The 18131-nt window shown below is 65.6% G+C and carries 18 protein-coding genes; 5 read left to right on the forward strand and 13 right to left on the reverse strand.

Annotated features, from left to right (window positions below; translation table 11 throughout):
• The first annotated feature begins 178 nt into the window (after positions 1-178).
• Positions 179-1291: a GntR family transcriptional regulator gene (locus tag PX52LOC_RS20140; protein ID WP_149111775.1), complete on the forward strand. Its 1113-nt coding sequence runs from the start codon at positions 179-181 to the stop codon at positions 1289-1291.
• 44 nt (positions 1292-1335) lie between these two features.
• Here the strand turns inward: PX52LOC_RS20140 and PX52LOC_RS20145 are convergent, their stop codons facing one another.
• From PX52LOC_RS20145 to PX52LOC_RS20155, 3 genes are all read right to left on the reverse strand, one after another.
• Entirely contained in the window at positions 1336-1566 is a 231-nt protein-coding gene (locus PX52LOC_RS20145) for a hypothetical protein (RefSeq protein WP_149111776.1), read from the reverse strand.
• A 163-nt stretch (positions 1567-1729) separates the two neighbouring features.
• Positions 1730-2068, reverse strand: coding sequence for a hypothetical protein (locus PX52LOC_RS20150; protein ID WP_149111777.1), 339 nt, complete (start codon positions 2066-2068; stop codon positions 1730-1732).
• Positions 2069-2459: 391 nt separating this feature from the next.
• Positions 2460-3200, reverse strand: coding sequence for a hypothetical protein (locus PX52LOC_RS20155; RefSeq protein WP_149111778.1), 741 nt, complete (start codon positions 3198-3200; stop codon positions 2460-2462).
• 442 nt (positions 3201-3642) lie between these two features.
• On the opposite strand from PX52LOC_RS20155, the gene PX52LOC_RS20160 reads away from it, so the two are divergent.
• The 4 genes from PX52LOC_RS20160 (at position 3643) to PX52LOC_RS20175 (ending at position 9914) form a co-directional block, all read left to right on the forward strand.
• Positions 3643-5865 carry a glycosyltransferase gene (locus tag PX52LOC_RS20160; RefSeq protein ID WP_149111779.1) on the forward strand — a complete coding sequence of 741 codons (2223 nt, stop codon included), beginning with the start codon at positions 3643-3645 and terminating at the stop codon, positions 5863-5865.
• Positions 5862-7217, forward strand: a complete 1356-nt coding sequence (locus PX52LOC_RS20165; RefSeq protein WP_149111780.1) for a glycosyltransferase family 4 protein — start codon at positions 5862-5864, stop codon at positions 7215-7217. Before PX52LOC_RS20160 ends, PX52LOC_RS20165 begins: the two co-directional genes overlap by 4 nt.
• Positions 7214-8494: a class I SAM-dependent methyltransferase gene (locus PX52LOC_RS20170; protein WP_149111781.1), complete on the forward strand. Its 1281-nt coding sequence runs from the start codon at positions 7214-7216 to the stop codon at positions 8492-8494. The genes PX52LOC_RS20165 and PX52LOC_RS20170 overlap by 4 nt, the downstream gene beginning before the upstream one ends.
• Positions 8495-8687: 193 nt before the next feature.
• On the forward strand, positions 8688-9914 hold the full coding sequence (locus tag PX52LOC_RS20175; protein ID WP_149111782.1) for a tyrosine-type recombinase/integrase: 1227 nt from the start codon (positions 8688-8690) through the stop codon (positions 9912-9914).
• Here the strand turns inward: PX52LOC_RS20175 and PX52LOC_RS20180 are convergent.
• The 10 genes from PX52LOC_RS20180 to PX52LOC_RS20225 form a co-directional block, all read right to left on the reverse strand.
• Positions 9895-10731, reverse strand: coding sequence for a hypothetical protein (locus PX52LOC_RS20180; protein WP_149111783.1), 837 nt, complete (start codon positions 10729-10731; stop codon positions 9895-9897). The genes PX52LOC_RS20175 and PX52LOC_RS20180 overlap by 20 nt on opposite strands.
• A gap of 77 nt (positions 10732-10808) precedes the next feature.
• Complete coding sequence (locus PX52LOC_RS20185; RefSeq protein ID WP_149111784.1) at positions 10809-11891, reverse strand: hypothetical protein; 1083 nt, start codon at positions 11889-11891, stop codon at positions 10809-10811.
• Positions 11892-11940: 49 nt separating this feature from the next.
• Positions 11941-12288 (reverse strand): hypothetical protein, encoded by a 348-nt coding sequence (locus PX52LOC_RS20190; protein WP_149111785.1) that lies wholly within the window; start codon positions 12286-12288, stop codon positions 11941-11943.
• A gap of 291 nt (positions 12289-12579) precedes the next feature.
• Positions 12580-12975: a hypothetical protein gene (locus PX52LOC_RS20195; RefSeq protein WP_149111786.1), complete on the reverse strand. Its 396-nt coding sequence runs from the start codon at positions 12973-12975 to the stop codon at positions 12580-12582.
• A 105-nt stretch (positions 12976-13080) separates the two neighbouring features.
• Positions 13081-13551 carry a hypothetical protein gene (locus PX52LOC_RS20200; RefSeq protein WP_149111787.1) on the reverse strand — a complete coding sequence of 157 codons (471 nt, stop codon included), beginning with the start codon at positions 13549-13551 and terminating at the stop codon, positions 13081-13083.
• Between the two features lie 275 nt (positions 13552-13826).
• Positions 13827-14636, reverse strand: a complete 810-nt coding sequence (locus PX52LOC_RS20205; RefSeq protein ID WP_149111788.1) for a DUF5131 family protein — start codon at positions 14634-14636, stop codon at positions 13827-13829.
• Between the two features lies 1 nt (position 14637).
• Positions 14638-15777, reverse strand: coding sequence for a three-Cys-motif partner protein TcmP (locus tag PX52LOC_RS20210; protein WP_149111789.1), 1140 nt, complete (start codon positions 15775-15777; stop codon positions 14638-14640).
• A 253-nt stretch (positions 15778-16030) separates the two neighbouring features.
• The gene (locus PX52LOC_RS42665) at positions 16031-16693 is read right to left on the reverse strand and encodes a hypothetical protein (protein ID WP_246173421.1); all 663 of its coding nucleotides are present in this window, start codon (positions 16691-16693) and stop codon (positions 16031-16033) included.
• 203 nt (positions 16694-16896) lie between these two features.
• Positions 16897-17187 (reverse strand): hypothetical protein, encoded by a 291-nt coding sequence (locus PX52LOC_RS43365; RefSeq protein WP_149111790.1) that lies wholly within the window; start codon positions 17185-17187, stop codon positions 16897-16899.
• Positions 17188-17219: 32 nt separating this feature from the next.
• A complete protein-coding gene (locus PX52LOC_RS20225; protein WP_149111791.1) occupies positions 17220-17480 on the reverse strand; it encodes a hypothetical protein in 261 nt (86 codons plus the stop codon).
• Between the last annotated feature and the right edge of the window lie 651 nt (positions 17481-18131).

Here is an 18131-nt window from a genome sequence, read left to right on the forward strand (position 1 = left end):
GAGAGGAATCTCGACCACCCGTTCCGATGGAACTCGAGTGCCGAAGACTAGGGCAGATGCTAGCGATCGCCGAACGACGTCGTCAAGGAAGTAAGCTTCACCGCTTCGCGAAAGTTGTACTATCAGCTTCGTCCGAGTGCGTGGCCTGACAGCCCGGTCGCTAGGTCGTAGACCCGCCATGAAAGAAGTGAAATATCGCAAGATTGTCGCCTACCTTCGCTCGGCGATCCAGGCCGGCCGCTACAAGGACGGGCAACGGCTGCCGTCGGAAGCCGCCCTCGTCCGGCAGTTCGCCGCGTCGCGGCCGACCGTCATCCGGGCTTTGCGGGAGCTTCAAGCCGAAGGGCTGATCGACCGCCGGGTCGGGTCCGGCACCTTCGTCCGAGCGGGAGACCGTCTGGCATCGCCGGCGGGTCGAACGTTCGGGCTGCTGGTGCCCGGGTTGGCGGACGGGGAGATTTTCGAGCCGGTGTGCGTGGCCCTCGCCCGGCACGCCCAGTCGCTCGGGCACACGCTGCTCTGGGGCGACCTGCCCGGCGAGCCGGGCGTCGCACTGGAAGCCCCGACGCTGCGACTGTGCGAGGGCTACGTGCGGGCCGGCGTGGCCGGGGTGATCTTCTCACCACTGGAGTTCTCCTCGGACAAGGACAAGGCCAGCCGGCGAATCGTGCGGATGCTCGACGAGGCGAAAATCCCGATCGTGCTGCTGGACCGCGACTTCGTCGAGCCGCCCGCCCGCAGTTCCTACGATCTGGTTGGTGTCGATAACCACCGGGCGGGCTACCTCCTGGCCCGGCACCTCCTAACGCTGGGGAATCGCGTCATCCACTTCCTCGGGCGGCACGGGTCGGCCCCGACGGTCCGCACGCGGGTCGCCGGGTACCAGGCCGCGCTATGGGAACACGGGGTCACGCCCGACGCCGGGTGGGTCCACTGGGGCGACGCTGGCGACCTGCCGTTCGTGCGGCGATGGATGCGGCGGGGCCGGCCGGACGCGGTGGTTTGCGCGAACGACAAGACGGCCGCCCTGCTGATGCAGACCCTTGCGGCTCTGCGACTGGGCGTGCCGCGGGATGTCCGGGTGGTGGGCGTCGACGACCTGCGGTACGCGAAGCTCCTGCGGCCGGCGCTCACGACCGTCCACCAGCCGTGCCAACTCTTGGCGGCGGTCGCGATGCACACACTGATCGAGCGGCTGGCGAACCCGTCGCTCCCACCCCGGCATGTGATGTTGGCGGGCGAGTTAGTCGTCCGCCAGTCGTGCGGAACTCCGGCTGCGTATTCGACGTAACGGTCGTGAAGGCTCATCCACCCGCGGTCCAAGCCTGGCGGAAATCAAAGACCGGCCTGAAACGAGTAACCCACGCGAAAAAGGCAACATTCATCGTGACGAGCATGTCGCTGTTTGAAATACTTTGACACGCCGCGCAGGTTGCCGGCGACGTTGCTCACCCACCGCGGGTTGCCGGTCAGCGCGATATTGGCCCAGATCACCTCGCGGGTGACGAAGTCGAACACCACCGGCAGGCACATCTGCGTGTCGGACGCGACGTCCACCTTATCCACGACCGTCTTCGGCTCGAAGATCTCCCCGGAGTGCGGAGGAGGCGCTTGATGTTGTCGCGGTATTGCGCAACGAACCACTTCACGTCCTCCCAGCCCTGCGGCGAGAACGGCGACTCGACGGCTACTCCACCCCTGTACGGGCAGCAAGGTCTTCGCACCCTCGTCACGGGTTGCCGCGGACGACTTGGAAGTCGAATCGAATGTCGCTCCTTCCCTCCGGGCGCTCGACCCACCTGCTGCCCGGCACTTCGGCGACTTGCAGCCCCCACCCGGAAGCCAGTTCGTCCACGAACCGCTTGGCCTTGCTCAATGCAATCTCCCTCCCGGCACCGGCCAGGTTCGGGAAACAGTTCATAACCACCGCGATCGAATCCCCGTCCGGGGCGTCGCCGCCGATCTCGACCTCGCCAACGTGTTCCCGCTCCTCGCCTCGCAGGATCCGATACCGGCGCGTGCGATCGTTCGCCTTCTGAGGGCGCTTCGCAAATCGAAACCGACTCATCAACGGCTCTCCAGTTTCAAACCACCGCGCAACCGGCGTCCGGCGATAGCGGCAATCGCTCAAGTTAATCGTTATACGTTCCCGCACTCCAAAACGTGCCGCACCGCGATCGCGGCCGAAATAGGGCACGGGACCGAACTTCGCGCATGCGCCTTCCCTCTCAACGCGCCCTTGTGTTCCAGCCTCGGATCGCGCTCGGATGGACGACCGGAGTATCGCCGTGACCTGTTCTTGTTGCCGACGAGCCGAACGCGACGCACGATTCGGCAAGGGGGCCGACATGCCGGAGTTACCCCTGGTGCGATCGTCCTTGCGGGTGCAATCAGAGGCCAAAAGGCCACATCGCGCAAGGCCCAAGCCACTCGTGTTGTGTCCGGCGTTTCAGCGGCCCCTATTTCTCTTCCTTGGCAGCGGGCCGGGTAAGCTTCGCGGTGTAACGGCAGGTCGCAACGAACACTTTGCGGCCCGCGTCCGTCATGTCGGCCGGACCGCCGGTGAACCCCCACAGCACGCGGTCCCCTTGACCGATGATCGGATAGTGCTCCGCATCCGCCTCTTCTCGCCCGAGAAGCACGACACCGGCGGCTGTTTTCGCGGGGATAATGCCCACGTGCCCGCTCCGCTTGTAAAGAGACACCGGTTTGTCGGTCCGGATCCCGGCCGCGATCCACAAGCGTGACTCGGCGGCGCCGACCGGTATCACGCCGGTCTCTTCGCCGTGCCAGCCCTGCGGCGCCCCGATGTCGAGCTTCAACCCCGGCCGCCCCAGAAAGTCGTACCCGCCTTCGCCGAGAGCGAGGACCGGCTTGCCCGCCCGATCGATCGCGGTCGCGATCCCGGCCCACTCTTCGGTCTTGGCGTCCGCCCCGAAGATGATCAACCCGTACTTTTTGAGGTCCGCCTGCGTGACCGCTTCGAGCGCGATCAGTTCGACCGTGAACCCTTCCGAGTCTGCCAAGAGCTTCCGGAACGGGTCCGCGTCCTTCTCCTCGCCCCGGAACCCGAACCCGACCACGACCTTCGGGGGCAGACCTTTCGGGACGGGGGCGGCGCTCGTGGCGGACGACGTCATCGTGACGAGAATGGCGAGTGCCCGGGCGACAAGCGAACCGCGGGTGAAGCGAGCGGACATGGTGAAACCGTTTCGTGGGATGTGTGATTGCGGTAATTGTTGCGTGTCGCTCCGGTGCCGTCAACGACAGACCAAATTCGTGCCGAGAACTGCCTTCCTCGACAAGCCGTTCAAGAATGGTGCCCCTCGAAACCCCATCGGGTTCATTCGCCGGGATGTGATTGGGCACGATTTCGATGGTCGGCAACTTGTCACGTTCGGCATCGGGCGTCTCCCTGAAAGGCCAGAGGAATGAACAGGCAGTGACACAACCTCCGAAAATGCTGGAAATCAAAGTCGAATCAGAGTTTGTGTCACTGCCTGTAAGGGGTGCGCAGGCCGGTTGGTGCCCCGTTCACGAAAACTGTCAAGTCTGGCTGAAGAAATGAGATTTAGGGTTTGTAGTCCATGTGCCGATAAATTCGAGGCCATCTTTTCGCGCACGGTATCGAGGTAGGGTTCGATGAAATTCACGGTCGTCATCAACACCTACCAGCGCGCCCGAAGCCTCCGCAAAACTCTCCTGAGTCTCCGGCGACAGACCTATCGCGATTTCGAAGTTGTGATCGTGAACGGGCCGAGCACCGACGAAACCGAGAAGGTCGTCGCCGAATTCGAGCCGGACGTGCGACTCGTCCGGTGCCCGGCCGTCAACCTGTCGCTCTCTCGGAACCTCGGCATCGCAGCCGCGGCGGGCGACGTCGTCGCTTTCATCGACGACGACGCCGAGGCCGACCCGCTCTGGCTCGAACAACTTGGCGCCGGGTACGACTCGCCTCGCATCGGCGGCGTCGGCGGCATGGTCTACGACTCGACCGGGTACTGCTTTCAGTACGAGTACGCCGTCTGCGACCGGAAGGGGAACGCGGACCTAAACGTCCGCCCGCCGCTGTGGGACTACCTCCATCCGCACGGGGAAAAGTTCGTCCACATGCTCGGCACGAACTGCAGCTTCCGCCGCGATCTGCTCGCGGAGATCGGCGGGTTTAACGAGGAGTTCGAGTACTACCTCGACGAGACCGAGGTGTGCATGCGGTTGATCGACCGCGGGTACTGGATCAAGCCGCTCCCCCACGCCTTCGTGTACCACCGGTTCCTGGCCAGCCACCTCCGCAACCACCACAAAGTCCTTCGCGAGCCGTACCAAGTCGTGAAGAATCGGTTGATCTTCTCCCTCCAGGCCCGTAGGCCGAACGACCACCTCCGCGACGTCGTGATCGACAACCTGAAGTTCATCGATTACCTCGTCACCGACGCCCGCCAGCACTTTGAGGCGTCGCGGTTGACGAAGGCCGAGTTCACGAAGTTCCTGGCCCGCACCGAGGCCGGGTACGAGGCCGGGATGAGACTTGGCCTGACGCAGCAACGGCGGTCTGCGGACCTGCCCCCGCCCCCCGAGGCGTTCCGGCCGTTCTCGACCGTCCAACCCCGCGGCCGGCGGATGACGATTGCGTTCGTCAGCCAGGAGATGCCGCCCGGTTGCGGCGGCATCGGTCGTTACTCGTGGGACTTGGCCACCGCGTGCGCGCGGGCGGGGCACGAGGTCCACTACGTCACGTGCTCGCCGGACCACAACCGGGTGGACCTCGAGAGTGACGTGTGGGTGCACCGCATTGTGCCGCTGACCGACGGCGACTGGAACCGGCCGGGCCTGGAACCGCTCGTTGCCAAGAACTTGGGGTGGGCCGCCGCCGCCCACCAAGAGGTCAAGCGGGTCGCGGCCACCCGCCCGGTGGACGTGGTGTCGGCCCCGATCTGGGACGTGGAAGGCATCTTCTGCCAGTACGACCGGAGTCTGAACACGGTCCTCACGCTCGTGACGACCCTCCAGGCGACCGTAGACCTGAACCCGTCGTGGCGGGCCGTCCCCGGGATGGACCGCATGCTCCAACTGGAGGCGGAGGTCGTCCGCAATGCTCAAAACGTAACCGCCCCGAGCCAGGCCATTCTCGACAAGGTGCGGCGGGACAGCGGCGGCCCGATGGACACGGCCAACGTCCGCGTCTGCCCCCTCGGCATTCCCGACCAGGCCGCCCGGTTCACACCGCGACCGCCGGACGGCAAAATCCGCGTCCTGTTCGTCGGGCGCGTCGAGAAGCGGAAGGCCCCCGATCTGCTGTTGGCCGCCGCGGTCGAACTGCTGCCCGAGTTCCCCGAGGTCGAAGTCGTGTTCGTCGGCAACGACACGATTCTCGCCGAGGGGAGTGACAAGACCTACCGCCAGCAATTCGAAGTGGCCCACGGCCACGAGCCGTTCGCCTCACGGGTCAAGTTTCAGGGCTTGGTGTCGGAGGACGAACTTCAACAGGCGTACGCCGACTGCGATGTCTTCGTCTTGCCGGCGCGGTTCGAGTCGTTCGGCCTCGTGCTGGTCGAGGCGATGGCCCACGGCAAGCCGGTCATCGCGGCGAACATCGGCGGGATGGCGGAAATTGTCGTCCCCGATGAGAACGGCTTCCTGGTGTACCCCGGCCACGTTCCCGCCCTGGTGCAAGCCCTCCGCCGGCTCATCGTGAATGCCCCGTTGCGGGCGCGGATGGGGGCGGCGTCGCGGGGCCTGTACCTCGAATACTTCACCGACGAGCAAATGATGGACGGCATGATGACGGCATATCAGGCCAGCGCCGGCATCGAGTCGCCCGCCGACGTTCTGACCCCGCCGTTCCCGAACCGGAAGTCTGCATGAACGAGTCTCTTCCGACCTCCGGGCGGCTGACCGTCTCCGTGGTGACGGGGGTGGTGGTCGACCACGACGCCATCTCGAACATCTGCCGACAACAAATCGAGGTGCTGGACCGGTACGCGCGGCAGCACCAGATGGCCTTGGACCTAAAACTCTTCCTGCACGGCACGACGGCCGTCGAGCCGCGGGCGGTGCGGGTGGAAGACCCGGTCGCGATCGTGTGCGACCCGCACTTCCAGCGGTCCGACGTGGTGATCTACCACTTCGGCATCTACTACCCGTTGTTCGACTCCCTCGCGGCCGCCCCGCGGACGGCCCGGGTGATCGTGAACTACTACGGCATCACCCCGCCCGGGCTTACGTCGCCGGACTCGCACGACGTCCTCCACCGGTCGTTCCGCCAGGCCGCGCAGATGTTCAACGCCGACCGCATCCTGGTGAACAGTCGATTCATTGGGGCGGAGGCCCTGGCGATGGGGTTCGCCCCCAACCGGGTACACCACTTACCCCTGTCGGCCGCGTTCCCGATCCCGGAAACGATTTCGGTCAAGGCCCCCGGTGACGTACTCCGCATCGCCTACCTCGGGCGGATCGTCCCGGCCAAGGGCGTCCGTGAACTGTTGGCGGCCGCAGCCCGGTTCGCCGAAGGGAGGACACCGTTCCACCTCACCCTGATGGGGGCCAGAAGGTACTCGTGCCCGGTCGTCATCGGCGAGGCGGAAGCTGCCGCCAAGGACGGCCCGCTCGCCGGGAAACTCGAATTGCTCCTCGACCGCCCCGGCGACGAGGTGCGGCAGCAGTTGGCCGGGGCCGACTTGTTCGTCATGCCGTCGCACCACGAGGGGTTCTGCGTGCCGGTGGTGGAAGCAATCTCGTGCGGAACGGCGCTCGTGCATTCGAACGCCGCGGCCTTGCCGGAAACGGCCGGCGGCCTGGGCCTGAGTTTCCCGGCCGGGAACGCCGACGCTCTTTTGGCGTGCCTCGGTCGGGCCGCCGAGCATTGGGCGGAAGGTCTGTACCCCACGGACGACGGCCCGATGGCGCCGGGAGCCTGGCGGGCCAAGGCCCTTGCCCACCTGCGGACGTTCAGCCGCGAGCACTTCTCGGAGACGTTCCTCCGTCACGCCCTGGCTGGGGTGCAACCCTTGTCTCCGGATCGGGCGGGGCTTCGCGGCGACGTCCGACTGCAAACCATGCTCAAATTGTGCGGCACCGCCCCCCGACTTGGCGGTAATCCGGTTTCGATCGGGGAGCACTTGCAAGCGGTTCTCGCGTCTCCACGTCGCCCCCGGCCCCGTCGGAACCGAACGGGCCGCCCCCTTACCGGTTCAACGCCTCAGGAGGTTCGCTCGTGAGTAACCCAACCACTGCCCCGGCCTTGAACATGAAGGCCCTTTTGAAGGTGATGGCCCGGCAGACCCTCGGCCGGGTGCCCGTGATTGGCTTCCTCTCGCGGAAGGCGTGGGGGGGCGTCCGGAAACTGAAGCACCGCGTCCGATACGGGAACCCGCACGGCTACGCCGCCCTTGCCGCGGCTGACGCGGCCGCGGCCGCCCGGGCGGTCCAATCCGCGCACGCGACCCAGGCGGCTCAGCACGAACGTGCGTTCCAGGAACTGCACGCCGTGCTCGTCGAAAAAATCCGCGACGTGGCGCAATTGGGGCAAACCACGCACGCCCTGCTCACCGAGGTCCGGGACGGGGCGTTCAACCGCCTGGACAACAACCTCCGCGAGCAGTGGAAGGTGAAGGACGCGGTAATCGCCGCGTTCGCCGAGACCGGTGGTATCGTCGCCGATACGAACCAGAGGGTGCAGGCCGCACTTGCGAGCCAGGCCAACCAGCTCCAACAATCTCAGGTCGAACAGCGCGGCCTCTTGGCGGAAGGGTTGAAGGGTCTGACGGACACGGTCGAGAATTTCGATGGCCAAATCCTGCAACTCCATGACCATCACGCGAGTTGCTACCTCCGCCTCGCGGACGCGGCCGAGGACACCGCCGCGTCCGTCCGGCAACTCACCACCGCCGCCGGCTTGGTTGCGATGGACATTCGGGAGCGCATTCCGGCCCTGGCGGAGGGCGGCGAATACCCCGCACCCGTCGTCCCCGACCCCGACGCCTTGGAGGAGCGCAAGCGGAAATCGAACGGGGCGATCCGCCTCAACCTGGGGTGCGGCGAGAAGCCGCTGCCGGACTATATCAACTGTGACGGCCGGGCGTTGGCCGATGTTCTCGTCATTGCCGACGTCCGGGCGCTGCCCTTCACCGACGGGACCGTGGACGAGATCGCCTCGGCCCACCTGGTCGAGCACTTCCGCCAGCACCACCTGGAAACCGTGATCCTGCCGTACTGGAAGAAGCTCCTGAAGCCCGGCGGCACGCTCCGGGTGATCTGCCCGAATTGGGAGTCGATGATCCGGCGGGTTAACCGCGGGGAGATGTCGATGGTGGACTTCAAACACGTGACGTTCGGAGGCCAGGACTACCAGGGTGATGACCACTTCTCGATGTACACGCCGCAGTCGCTCGGCGAACTCTTGGAGCGGGCGGGCTTCCGGTCCCCCACGGTGATTGTGGTCGACCGGATGAACGGCCTGTGCCCAGAGATGGAAGTGACCGCGACTGCGAGTTGAGCCGGGGCGGTTTACAGGGCTTTCGGAGACCCGGTGCGGAAACCTTCCGCACCGGGCACCCCCAACAGTGGCGTCATGCCACGCTCTTTTGCCCCGGCTTCATCGCGCTAGGTTCCCGCTTAAAATTAAGCGCCTTCTCCTCTTAAGCTCCCTCGCCGCCGTAGTTTTTTCCGTAGGAGAAGCGAGGTCTCAATTGCGCATCCCCGCCTACTGTCTCCACAAGCCCACGGGGCAAGCCTACGTCGCCCTCTCCGAAAACGGAAAGCGACGAACCATCTACCTCGGCGTCTGGGGCACCCCCCAGAGTCGCCGCCGCTACGCCGAGGTGATCGCCAGCTTAGACGGCCCGGCCTCTGGGGGAACGATTCCGAAGGGATCAGCCTCAACTCCCCCGACTCCGCTGCCTCCGTCCTCGACACCGCCCACGGGCCTCTCGCTCGCCGACGCCTACGCCCTCTGGATCGCCCACGCCCGAACCTATTACCCCGTTCGAGCGGGGACGACTTCTCAAGTCGAGAACATTGAGCGATCCTGGGAACCCCTTCTCACCCTCTTCCCCGAGGCCCGAATCGAAACCCTGACGAAGAAGAACTACACCGCCGTCCGCGAGGAGATGATCCGGCGGGGGTGGGCGAGGAAGACGATTCAGCGACGGTGGAACTTGATCCTTCTGGGCCTCCGATGGCTAGCCGGAGAAGAGAGTATCCCCGACGCCGCGGTGTTGACTGCAACGCTGCCTCGTCTTCGACCCCACCGCTCGGCCGCTCCCGAGTTGCCACCGATCCGCCCCGTACCGCTCGTCGTCGTTCGCGCCACGCAGGAGAAGCTGAACCCGGTGCTGCGGTCGATGGTGGAGCTTCAACTCCTCACGGGTATGCGACCCGGCGAAGTCCGCGAACTGAGGAAGTCCGATCTCGTCTGGGCCGACGGGCTGGCCGGCGAGGGTGTGCCGGTGGCGGTTCAAATCTCCCACCACAAGACCGCCTACCGCGGACGCCCGCGGCTCGTTCCCCTGTCCCCCACCGCCGGCCGCTTGGTCGCCGACCGCCTCGCCATCGGCGACTCGGACTGCGACTGGGTCTTCACCCTCTTCCGAGCGCTGAAAAAGAAAGGGACGCCGTACAAGAGGCGTATCTACGGCCTGTCGATCCATAAGGCCTGCGACCGAGCCGGCGTTCCGCGGTGGCATCCCAATCAGATTCGCCACTGGGCGGCAACGGAGGTACGGAAGCATCGGAACTTAGACGCCGCCCGCGCTCTGCTCGGCCACTCCGAAACGGCCACGACCGAGATTTACGCGGAGATGGACGCCGAGGCAGCGAAGCGGGCGGCAGAAGCCCTGGAGAAGGCTCTGAACCCCCCGCCCCCACCGACCCCAGAGGCTCCTCCGACAACGCCCCCTACGCCACCGCCTTCGTAGACACCGACCCCTTCGCCTTCTCTGACTCAGACGGAGAAGGCGACCCCTCCCGCGTCCTCGGCCCCGCCGAGGTCGCCCTCGGCGAACCCTTCGCCGCCGCCCTCTTCCCCGCGTCGCCCGGCCGCGGCTCCGGCTTCAGAACCCCCTCCATCTCCCGCACCAGCGCGACGTGCAACTCCCAGAGTCGGCCGTCGAGGGGCTGGCCGGGGGCCGCCATCCAGTCGTCGAGGAGGGCGCGGAGGTCGAGCATCAGCCGCCGCGACTCGTTCACGCGGGGGTCGTTCAGCGCCTGCCACACCCACGCGGGGACGGCGTTCCCCGCGGCGGACCGGACCCGCTCCTCCGCCTCGGCCCGCGTGGGGAACGCCCCGAGGTAGCGGCGGTGGCCGTTGGCGTCGGTGTAGAAGCCGACCCACGCCCCCGCCGTCGAGCTGCGGCACAGGCCGGGGCACCCGCGGACCGGGCGGGGCGTCCGCGCCCTCGCCGCCGCCCGCGTCACCACGCGGAGGTTCGCCCGGCGGAAGTCGAGGGGGCAGAAGTTCTCGAAGGCGACGGCGTGTCCGCGGGGGATCGCCAGCAGCACCGCCTCGGGGCCGCCGGTGGTCCGCCGCCGCCCGCGCCGGTAGTCGGTGAGCGGCCGGATCGAGTTGCCCGCGACCCGCACCCGCCACTTGTACCGCGACAGCGTCGGGTAGTCGGCGGCGTCGCAGAGCATCCAGTAGCCCCGCCCCAGGGGGATTCGCTCCCAGGGCGGCGACGACGGCGGGGGCGGGGCCGCCTTCGCCGTCGCGGACGCTTTCTTCTTCGCCGACTTCATCGGGTGATCCTCGCGGTAAATTGACTCGTCCTGTGGGAAGGGCTGTTCGCCCGCGGAGCGGCGGCAACGCCGTCGGATCAGTGGCAGAGGTTCGCGGTCGAAGCCGATCGCGGGACAGGCCGCGGGAGCCGCGGCAGCTCCTTCGGCACCGCCTTCAGGTCGAAAGCGGGGTCGAGGGCGACCGCGAGGGCGATGGTCAACTCGGGGATGAGCGGTTCACTCCGCCTCTTCAAGCGGAGAACCTTCTTCCGCGCCGCCCTTCGAGCGCGAGTCGTGAGAACCTTTCCCCGCTTAACGCGGTCTCGCATCGGGAGCTGCCGCTGGTAAACCGCCGAACTCAGCTTCTTCGGAATCCTCGATTCGGGCCGGGGCGGGTTGCCCTTGCCCCAATTCGCGATCTCGTCCGAATCGCTATCCTTCGCGTCAGCCAAGAGACACTTCTTGATTCGCACCTGAAGTCGTGACAAGCGCTTCCTGACTCGATCCTCGGCCGTCGCCAGAGCCGTAGCGTCCTGCCGATCGGTGGCGATCTCAAACCCTTTGAGCTTAACCGCCTCGGCGGCTTCGAGGCGGTCGTAGCCCTCCTCGGCGATCAGGCGGAGGAACCCCTTGTCCTCTCGCGTCAGGCCCCAGGCGTCGAACATCATCGGCGTCCCGCGATGGTCCGGGAAGAACTCCCAGAACCAAAGCGGATTCGCCATCCGGCGGCGGTGAGTGTAATCCTCCTCATTCGCCACGGCACTGAGACCACGCTGCGATCGCGACTCCCGCCGCTCCCTGGCGAGTTGGTCTCGCGCACGCGATCGAACTTTCCCGAAGACGGTGTTGAGGTGCGCGGAAAGGGGCGTGTTCCCCCGGTCTTTCCGGGTGAGGTACACTTCCAGGGTCACGTCGTTGACGACCCCTTCGGCCTCGCTGGGCTGGAATATCTGCTCCAGCAGCCCATTCACGAACTCCCTTTCCCAATCCCGCGCTTCCGGGAACCAGTAGTCGAGCTTTTTCCGCAACCACTTTATCCGTCGCGTGATCTTTTCGGTTTCTTTGGGCGTGGCCCCTTTGAAAACTCCGCTGAGGCCGTGGGTGAGCCGCTCCCACCCCTCGGGGGGAAGTGCCTCCGACTCCGCCGCCTGCTTCGCCTTCCACGCCTCATCGCTCATCATCGCTTATCCCCCCTTCGAAATCTGCCCCTGGCCCCTCGCCCCCACGCCCCTAACGCCGCCGCCGGAGATGGAACCGCGGGCGGCCGACCCTCGGCAGCGATTCGCAGTACGCCGACGCCCCTTCCCAGGGGACCCACACCGTTCGCGTGGCGAGGCTCGCGTCCTCGTCGGGGTAGAAGCCGGCGGCCACCATCAGCGCGTCTACGGCCTTCTTCCGGTGGTCGTCGTCGAACGCGGGCAGATCGACGGGCATCCCCTCCCGCTTCGCCGTCGCCGCGACTTGGGCGATGGTGCGAAGCCCCTTCTGCCCCCGCCCGATAGACGTTTCGATGACGAGAACGTCGTCAACCCGCTTGATTTGAACCTCACCGCTTATAGTGAACAGATTATCACTCATGCCATCCTCCGAAAAGGTGATTTGATGCGTACTCGGCCCCAGGGTCACACGGGTCGCACTGAATGCCCCAAACGGCGGTGGGGTGGTGTTTCTCGTCGAGGAGGCGGGGCAAAGGTCCGGCTCGAAGGGAATAGTAAACGTGCAAATTCGAAATGTCAAGGCATAAGGCGGATAAGATTGCGTCTTTGTCTTGTTATCTGCCAGTCGCCTTCGAGCTGTGTGCAACAAAAAAGCGGGGGGCGTATCGCCCCCCGCTCCTCTGCTCTGTCGCCGACCGCGTTGCGAGCGCGACTACTTGACGGGCTTACTCGACGCCTTAATCTTCGCCTCCAGCTCCTTCCGCTGTTCGAGTTTCGACAGGGCTTTCCCGAGGTACTCGTGGGCGTGTTCGGAGACGATCAGGGCGATCAGGTTCTCGCGGTCCATCCCCAGGTGTTCGCGGGCGAGTTCCAAGTGGGCCAAGAGGGAGGGGTCGAAGTGCATACAGACGCCGCGGTTGTGGGCGGAGATGTACTCTTCGATGCAGAAGCGGACGGCGGCGGAGAGGTTCAGCCCCTTGTCGATGCCCAGCTTCGCGAGGTTCTTGGTGACGCCGACGGGGAGTTTCATGTACGTCGTGTGATACGCGGACGGCTTCGCGGCGTTGAGTTCCTTGATTAAGTCGGAGAGGTCGATTTCCTTCGGCACGGGTAGGCCCTCACGGTTGTAATTGGGTGTCCGTGTCAGTCTATTACGGATAAGGCCATATTGCAAGGCGAGTAGATTGGAGATCGCCGATCTCGTCGGCCCCGACTACCCCGCCCCCTTCTGAGCCGCCGCCCACTCCGCCGCCCGCTCCATCGCCTTCGACTTCGCCTCGGCCCATACCCCCTCGGCGTCGGCGTCGGGGTCCACCACCCATCGCGTGACCCCACCCCTCGCGTTCTGCTCGGCGGGGGTGAACCCGTTCCGGTAGAGGGTTTCCACGATCTCCCCTTCCGTCAACCCCCACCCCCTCGGCGTATCCACCTCCAGGGCGAGGCCGACCGGCTTCGCCGCCCTCGCCCACTGGGCCGCCTTCGCGAGGTGCTTCAGCGACGCCCGAATCGAGGGGAGGGTGGCGGCGACGACGAGGTCGTCGCCGCGGCGGCGGATGGTCACCTGCCCCTTGATCCAGAGGGGGACCTCAGCCGCAGGGCCTTCGAGTAAGGCGGGGGGGATCACGAAGCGGTAAGAGAAGCTCACGGCGGCTCCGGGGTAGGAGAAGAAGGGGGCGGGGGCCACCCCCGCCCCCGCGGTCTGGGGATGGGTCGGCGGAGGGGTCGCGGAAGAGGGGTCGCGGAAGAGGGGTCGTCTCGTTCTGTGGGAAGGGCTTGATGTCTGGCGTGGAAGCGAGGAGGGTCGTTGGATTCAGACGGGGCGAAGCTGCTGAGCGGGCGTCGGATCGGCCGCGGAGCGGAGCCAAAGCCCTCCCCACGGTCGCGAAGAGGCTAAGAAACGAAGACGCCCTCGCCGAGAAGTCGGCGAGGGCTTCGGAGGCGATGGAATCATTCCTCGGCTCAGGCGATTTGAAGAGCGCTCGATCGGCTAATCACATCGCCCACTAGTTCGAGCCGACGCCGCTGAGCTGGAGGTTGCACCGACGGCCGGCAGGGCATGTCATCGTAAGTCCGGCCGTCGAGTTCGCGTCCCGCCTTCGCCTTTCGAACGCCGCCCCATTGCTTGAAAAAGAACGAAACGCCAGCGGCGTCGCACTGCTCACGAATGCTCGCTACCCATTCCTTGTGCATCGGGCGAGCGCCCGCACCGCTCTCACCGCCGACGATTACCCAGTGGATGCCGGACAGGTTGATCTCACCGAGGTCTTCGAGGAGCGGCTCGACAGAGAGGAAGCGTACCGCGGCCGGAGCTTCCCTCAATGCGTCGATGCGGGGAAGTCCGTGCTTGCGATTCTCGACACTTACGCCCCACCAAACGTGCTTCAGGTCGGCGGCGAAGCGAAGTCGCCCGCGGAGGAGGTCCCGCATTCGATCCGCCCGCTTGGTCAGGACCTGGAACGTGTGCCAATGAGCGAGTTCCATGACGCGAGCTACCTGTTCAACGTAGGAATCTGGTACGTCGGCGTGAAAGAGGTCGCTCATCGAGTTGACGAAGATCGTTTTGGGCGTCCCCCACTTCAGCGGTTCCGCCAGCTTGTCAGGAACCATCCGCAGGTCGAACCCCTGCTCGTAAGGGTGGCCGGGCACACCACGGAACCGCTCGGCGAACGTAGCCGCGTAGCAGCGAGTACACCCGGGACTGATCTTCGTGCAGCCGCGGACGGGGTTCCATGTGGCATCGGTCCATTCGATGTGAGAGGTTGCGCTCATATTACGGGCCTTTTGCCTTTGGAGGGAATGTCACTTGCACGAGGTCGGCGAATGTCACTTCGCCCTTTCGCTTCGGCCGCGACGTATGCGGAGGGTTGGCGGTGATACTGCCTTCCTTTTCCATCCTCGTCAACACATCCTTGTAGTTCTTCTTGATGAACGGCGTGTCCACGTTGTGCCTGTCGAACACTTCCTGCATCGTCAGGCTCTTGCCGGCGAACTTGTCGAGGAGCATTTCTTTCAAATCGCTCAATGGCCGCAAGAGATTGAACAGAAGCGGCTGGTCCTTGCTGGCCGGGTTGTATTCGAAGCTGGCGACGCCGTCCTCTTCGGAGGAACTCTCTTTCGCCATGATCTCTTTCATAATCCCGTAGCCGAGCGGATGCTTACTCACGTAGATAAGGTGGTGCTTGGTGCGGACGCCCTTGTCGTCTTTGAATGCGAACGGCAGCACGTACTTCCCGCCCATTTCCTTCAGCGCCTCGCAGATTTCCTCCACGATGGTCAACTCGCGCTTGTACGGTGGGAGCGGCTCCAGTTTCGTCCTTAGCCTCGCCGCCCGTTCCTCGCCGAACAGCGCGACCATGTGTTTCTGCACGGCGACGTTGCTCAGACCCATGTTGATCCGCGTGTAGTTGAAGAAGAAGATGCACTCGCACCCCCAATCCTTCAGCACCGAGTTGATGAGCCGAAGCGACAGCCCCTTGTAACCCCACGGATCGACGAAGAAGAGCGTCGGAATGAGGTTTAACCTCTCGAACATCTTGACGATCTCTTCGCCGACCTCGTTGGTGTAAATTTGGGGCGCGTTTTTGATCGTGCCAATCCCGGGTATGGCCTCGATCTCTTGCTTCAGGGTGCTAGTGTTTTCACTGTCCTTGTCGTTGAACATTGTCACAAGCCATTCGCGGTATTCGTTCTGAACGGCTTGCTCAAGAATCAACAGCGGTGTGGATTTGGAGCCACACTTGTATCGGCCGGGGCCAGCGAAGAGGTCGATGTACGCGATCTTCTTTACTCGGCGATTATTGCCCTGAACCGCGGTGATGATCTTCGCCCACGCCCAGAAATACTTGGTGACGATTGCAGCTTTGACTTGTGACTGCTCCATCTGCTCATCGAAGAACGCCGCGTCTCCCATGACCTTAACTCTCCTCGTGGTTTGGCCAGATCGACCGGAGAAACGCACCCGCGAATCTCTGTTAACGTGGCCTTGCAAACGATTGAGTGGTCATAATACCTTCTTCGTCACAACGGCGGTAGTCAAATTTAGTATACACTAGAACAGTTATCTCCAGCCGGTGTGATTTCCATTCCAATTCCGCGGAATTGGCCTGCCCCTCGCCCTCCCAGAGCCGGAGGAGAAGGGGACGGCTTCGGCGTCCCCTCGGCGGCTACTCCTTTCCGAGGATGAGATCGACGACCCAGCACCCTCTCGCGTGGGGACCCCCGCCGCGGAGGTGCCCGAGAAGCTCCCCCTCTTCGCAGCCGGCGTCTTCTAAGGCGTCGGCTAAGATGGGGAGACGGTCCCAGGCCCGGTCCTCGTAGGCGGAGCGGGCGATGGAGCGGGCGGTGTCGCTGACCCGGGAGGGGTCGAGAGCGCTGGGGCGGAAGGGGTTGCCGAAGATGTCGCGGAGGAGGTGCGACTGGGCAAGTTCTTCGTGCCCGGCTATCTCGTACCACTCCGGGATGCGATCGCCTGATTCGAACAGTTCTGGAAAGTGTTCTCTCCCAACCGCGATGGCTGCGTGATCGGCTGTCCGCACCGCCGCCTCATACGCGGATACGGCACCGACGCAGGCCGCGGCGGGCGTCGTGTCGCCGTCGCCCATCGCCGCGATGACTGCCGCCCGCCGCTCGCCGGGTATCGCCAACCCATCAGCCATTCGCCGAGCAACCTCAACACAGCGACGGCCCGGTTCTGTCGAGATGAGGCGGGAGATGCGATCGCAACAAGCAACGGCGAACAGTCGGAGTTTCCGGTCGCTTCCCTTTCCGTGCACGAACTGTAGCATCGGGGATGGTTCATTCACCGTCAACCATTCATCCTCTGTCATCGCCGACCACCTCCGCCCCGATCTTACCCGAAGCCGAAGCCGATGGGAACCGCCCCGCGGGGCACCCTCGCCCACAGGGACGTTCTGGCGACGAAGTCGGCGTAGCGGTAGGCGACCCCGAGGGGAGGGGTGGGGAGGGGCCTCCCCTCGCCTCTCCTCGGCGACTTCGACGCGGTCGCCGCTTCGCGGTGCGAACGGGTCGCCTACGCCGCCCACTCTAAGTAGCGGTACAACTCGGCGAGGCACTCCGTCTCCGTCGCCCCCGCCCCCGTCGAGGGGTCGAAGGCCGCGAAGCCGAAGGCTTCGCGGGCGGCTTCGGCGAGGGTTCCCATCGCCGCGGCGGCTTCGGCGTCGTCTGCGGTCTGGGCGGCGGATAAAAGGGCGTTGAGGTCCCCTCGGGTCTGGGAGAGGAGCTTGGTGCGGACGGCGAGCGGGTCGCAGTAGCGGCCGTCGGCGACTTGGTAGACGCGGTGGGCGGGGGCGGAGAAGAGCATCGGGGTCTCGGAATAAGAGGGGGAGGGGTGGGTTAGAGGTCGCGATGCCGAAGCCGCCGCCGCGGTGGGGGCGTGGTCGTCTTCGGCGGCATCGCCTTCGGCTCCGGCGGCAGAGTCGGCGACGGCGTCAGAGTCGGCGTCTGGGCCGCCCTCGCCGCAAGGTACGCCGGACTCCACGCCGGCCGCTCCCAGGTCCGCAGTCGGGGAGCCGACGCCGTCGGGGAGGGCCGCTCCCACCCCCTCAGCCTCGGCGACGCCTGCTCCGTCGGCTTCGGCGGCTCGGAACCTCGCATCGCCATCTCCCGCGGCGTCGCGGTCGGCGGCTCGTAGCCTCGCAGCGCGAGAGGCGTCTCCGTCGCCGCGGGGACGACTCGACTACGCAGACTTAGGCGGGGCGTCTCCGTCGTCGGCCTCGCCCGCTCGGGGAGCCGAGCCGTCAGAGTCGGTCGAGCGCTCGCGGACAGTCGAAGGCCCGGCTTCGGCGACGGAGCGGGCGAGAGCGATAGTCGAGGGCGGAGGAGAGGAGCCTTCGCGGACTCCTCGGGGCTTAGGCGGGGCCGCGATCGCATCAGGGGCGTCGCAGGCGTCGCCAGAGTCATCCGGGGTCGAAGGAGCGGGGGCGACGAGGTGGATGCCGTCGGCGTCGAGACGGCACGGCTTCGGAGAAGGGGCGGGGTCGTCGCCAGCGGAGACGACCGCGGCGGCAACCGCGGCAGCGAAGCGGGCTTCTCGGCGTCGCCCTCGGCTCGGCGGGGCGAGAGCTTCGGGGTCGAAGTCGGCGTCGGGCGTTCGAGAAGGCGGAGCCGAGGGGTCGGCCCAGCGGGGGGAACTCTGGGGAGGAGGAGCGGACCCTCGCGGCGGGGGAGGGGTCGAAGGAGCGGGAGGTTCGAGTGAGGGCGAGTGAGCGGGGTCAAAGTCGGTGAGGTCATCGGCGTCTCGGAGGG

Origin of the sequence: Limnoglobus roseus (assembly GCF_008254045.1) — a bacterium.
Lineage (GTDB): Bacteria > Planctomycetota > Planctomycetia > Gemmatales > Gemmataceae > Limnoglobus > Limnoglobus roseus.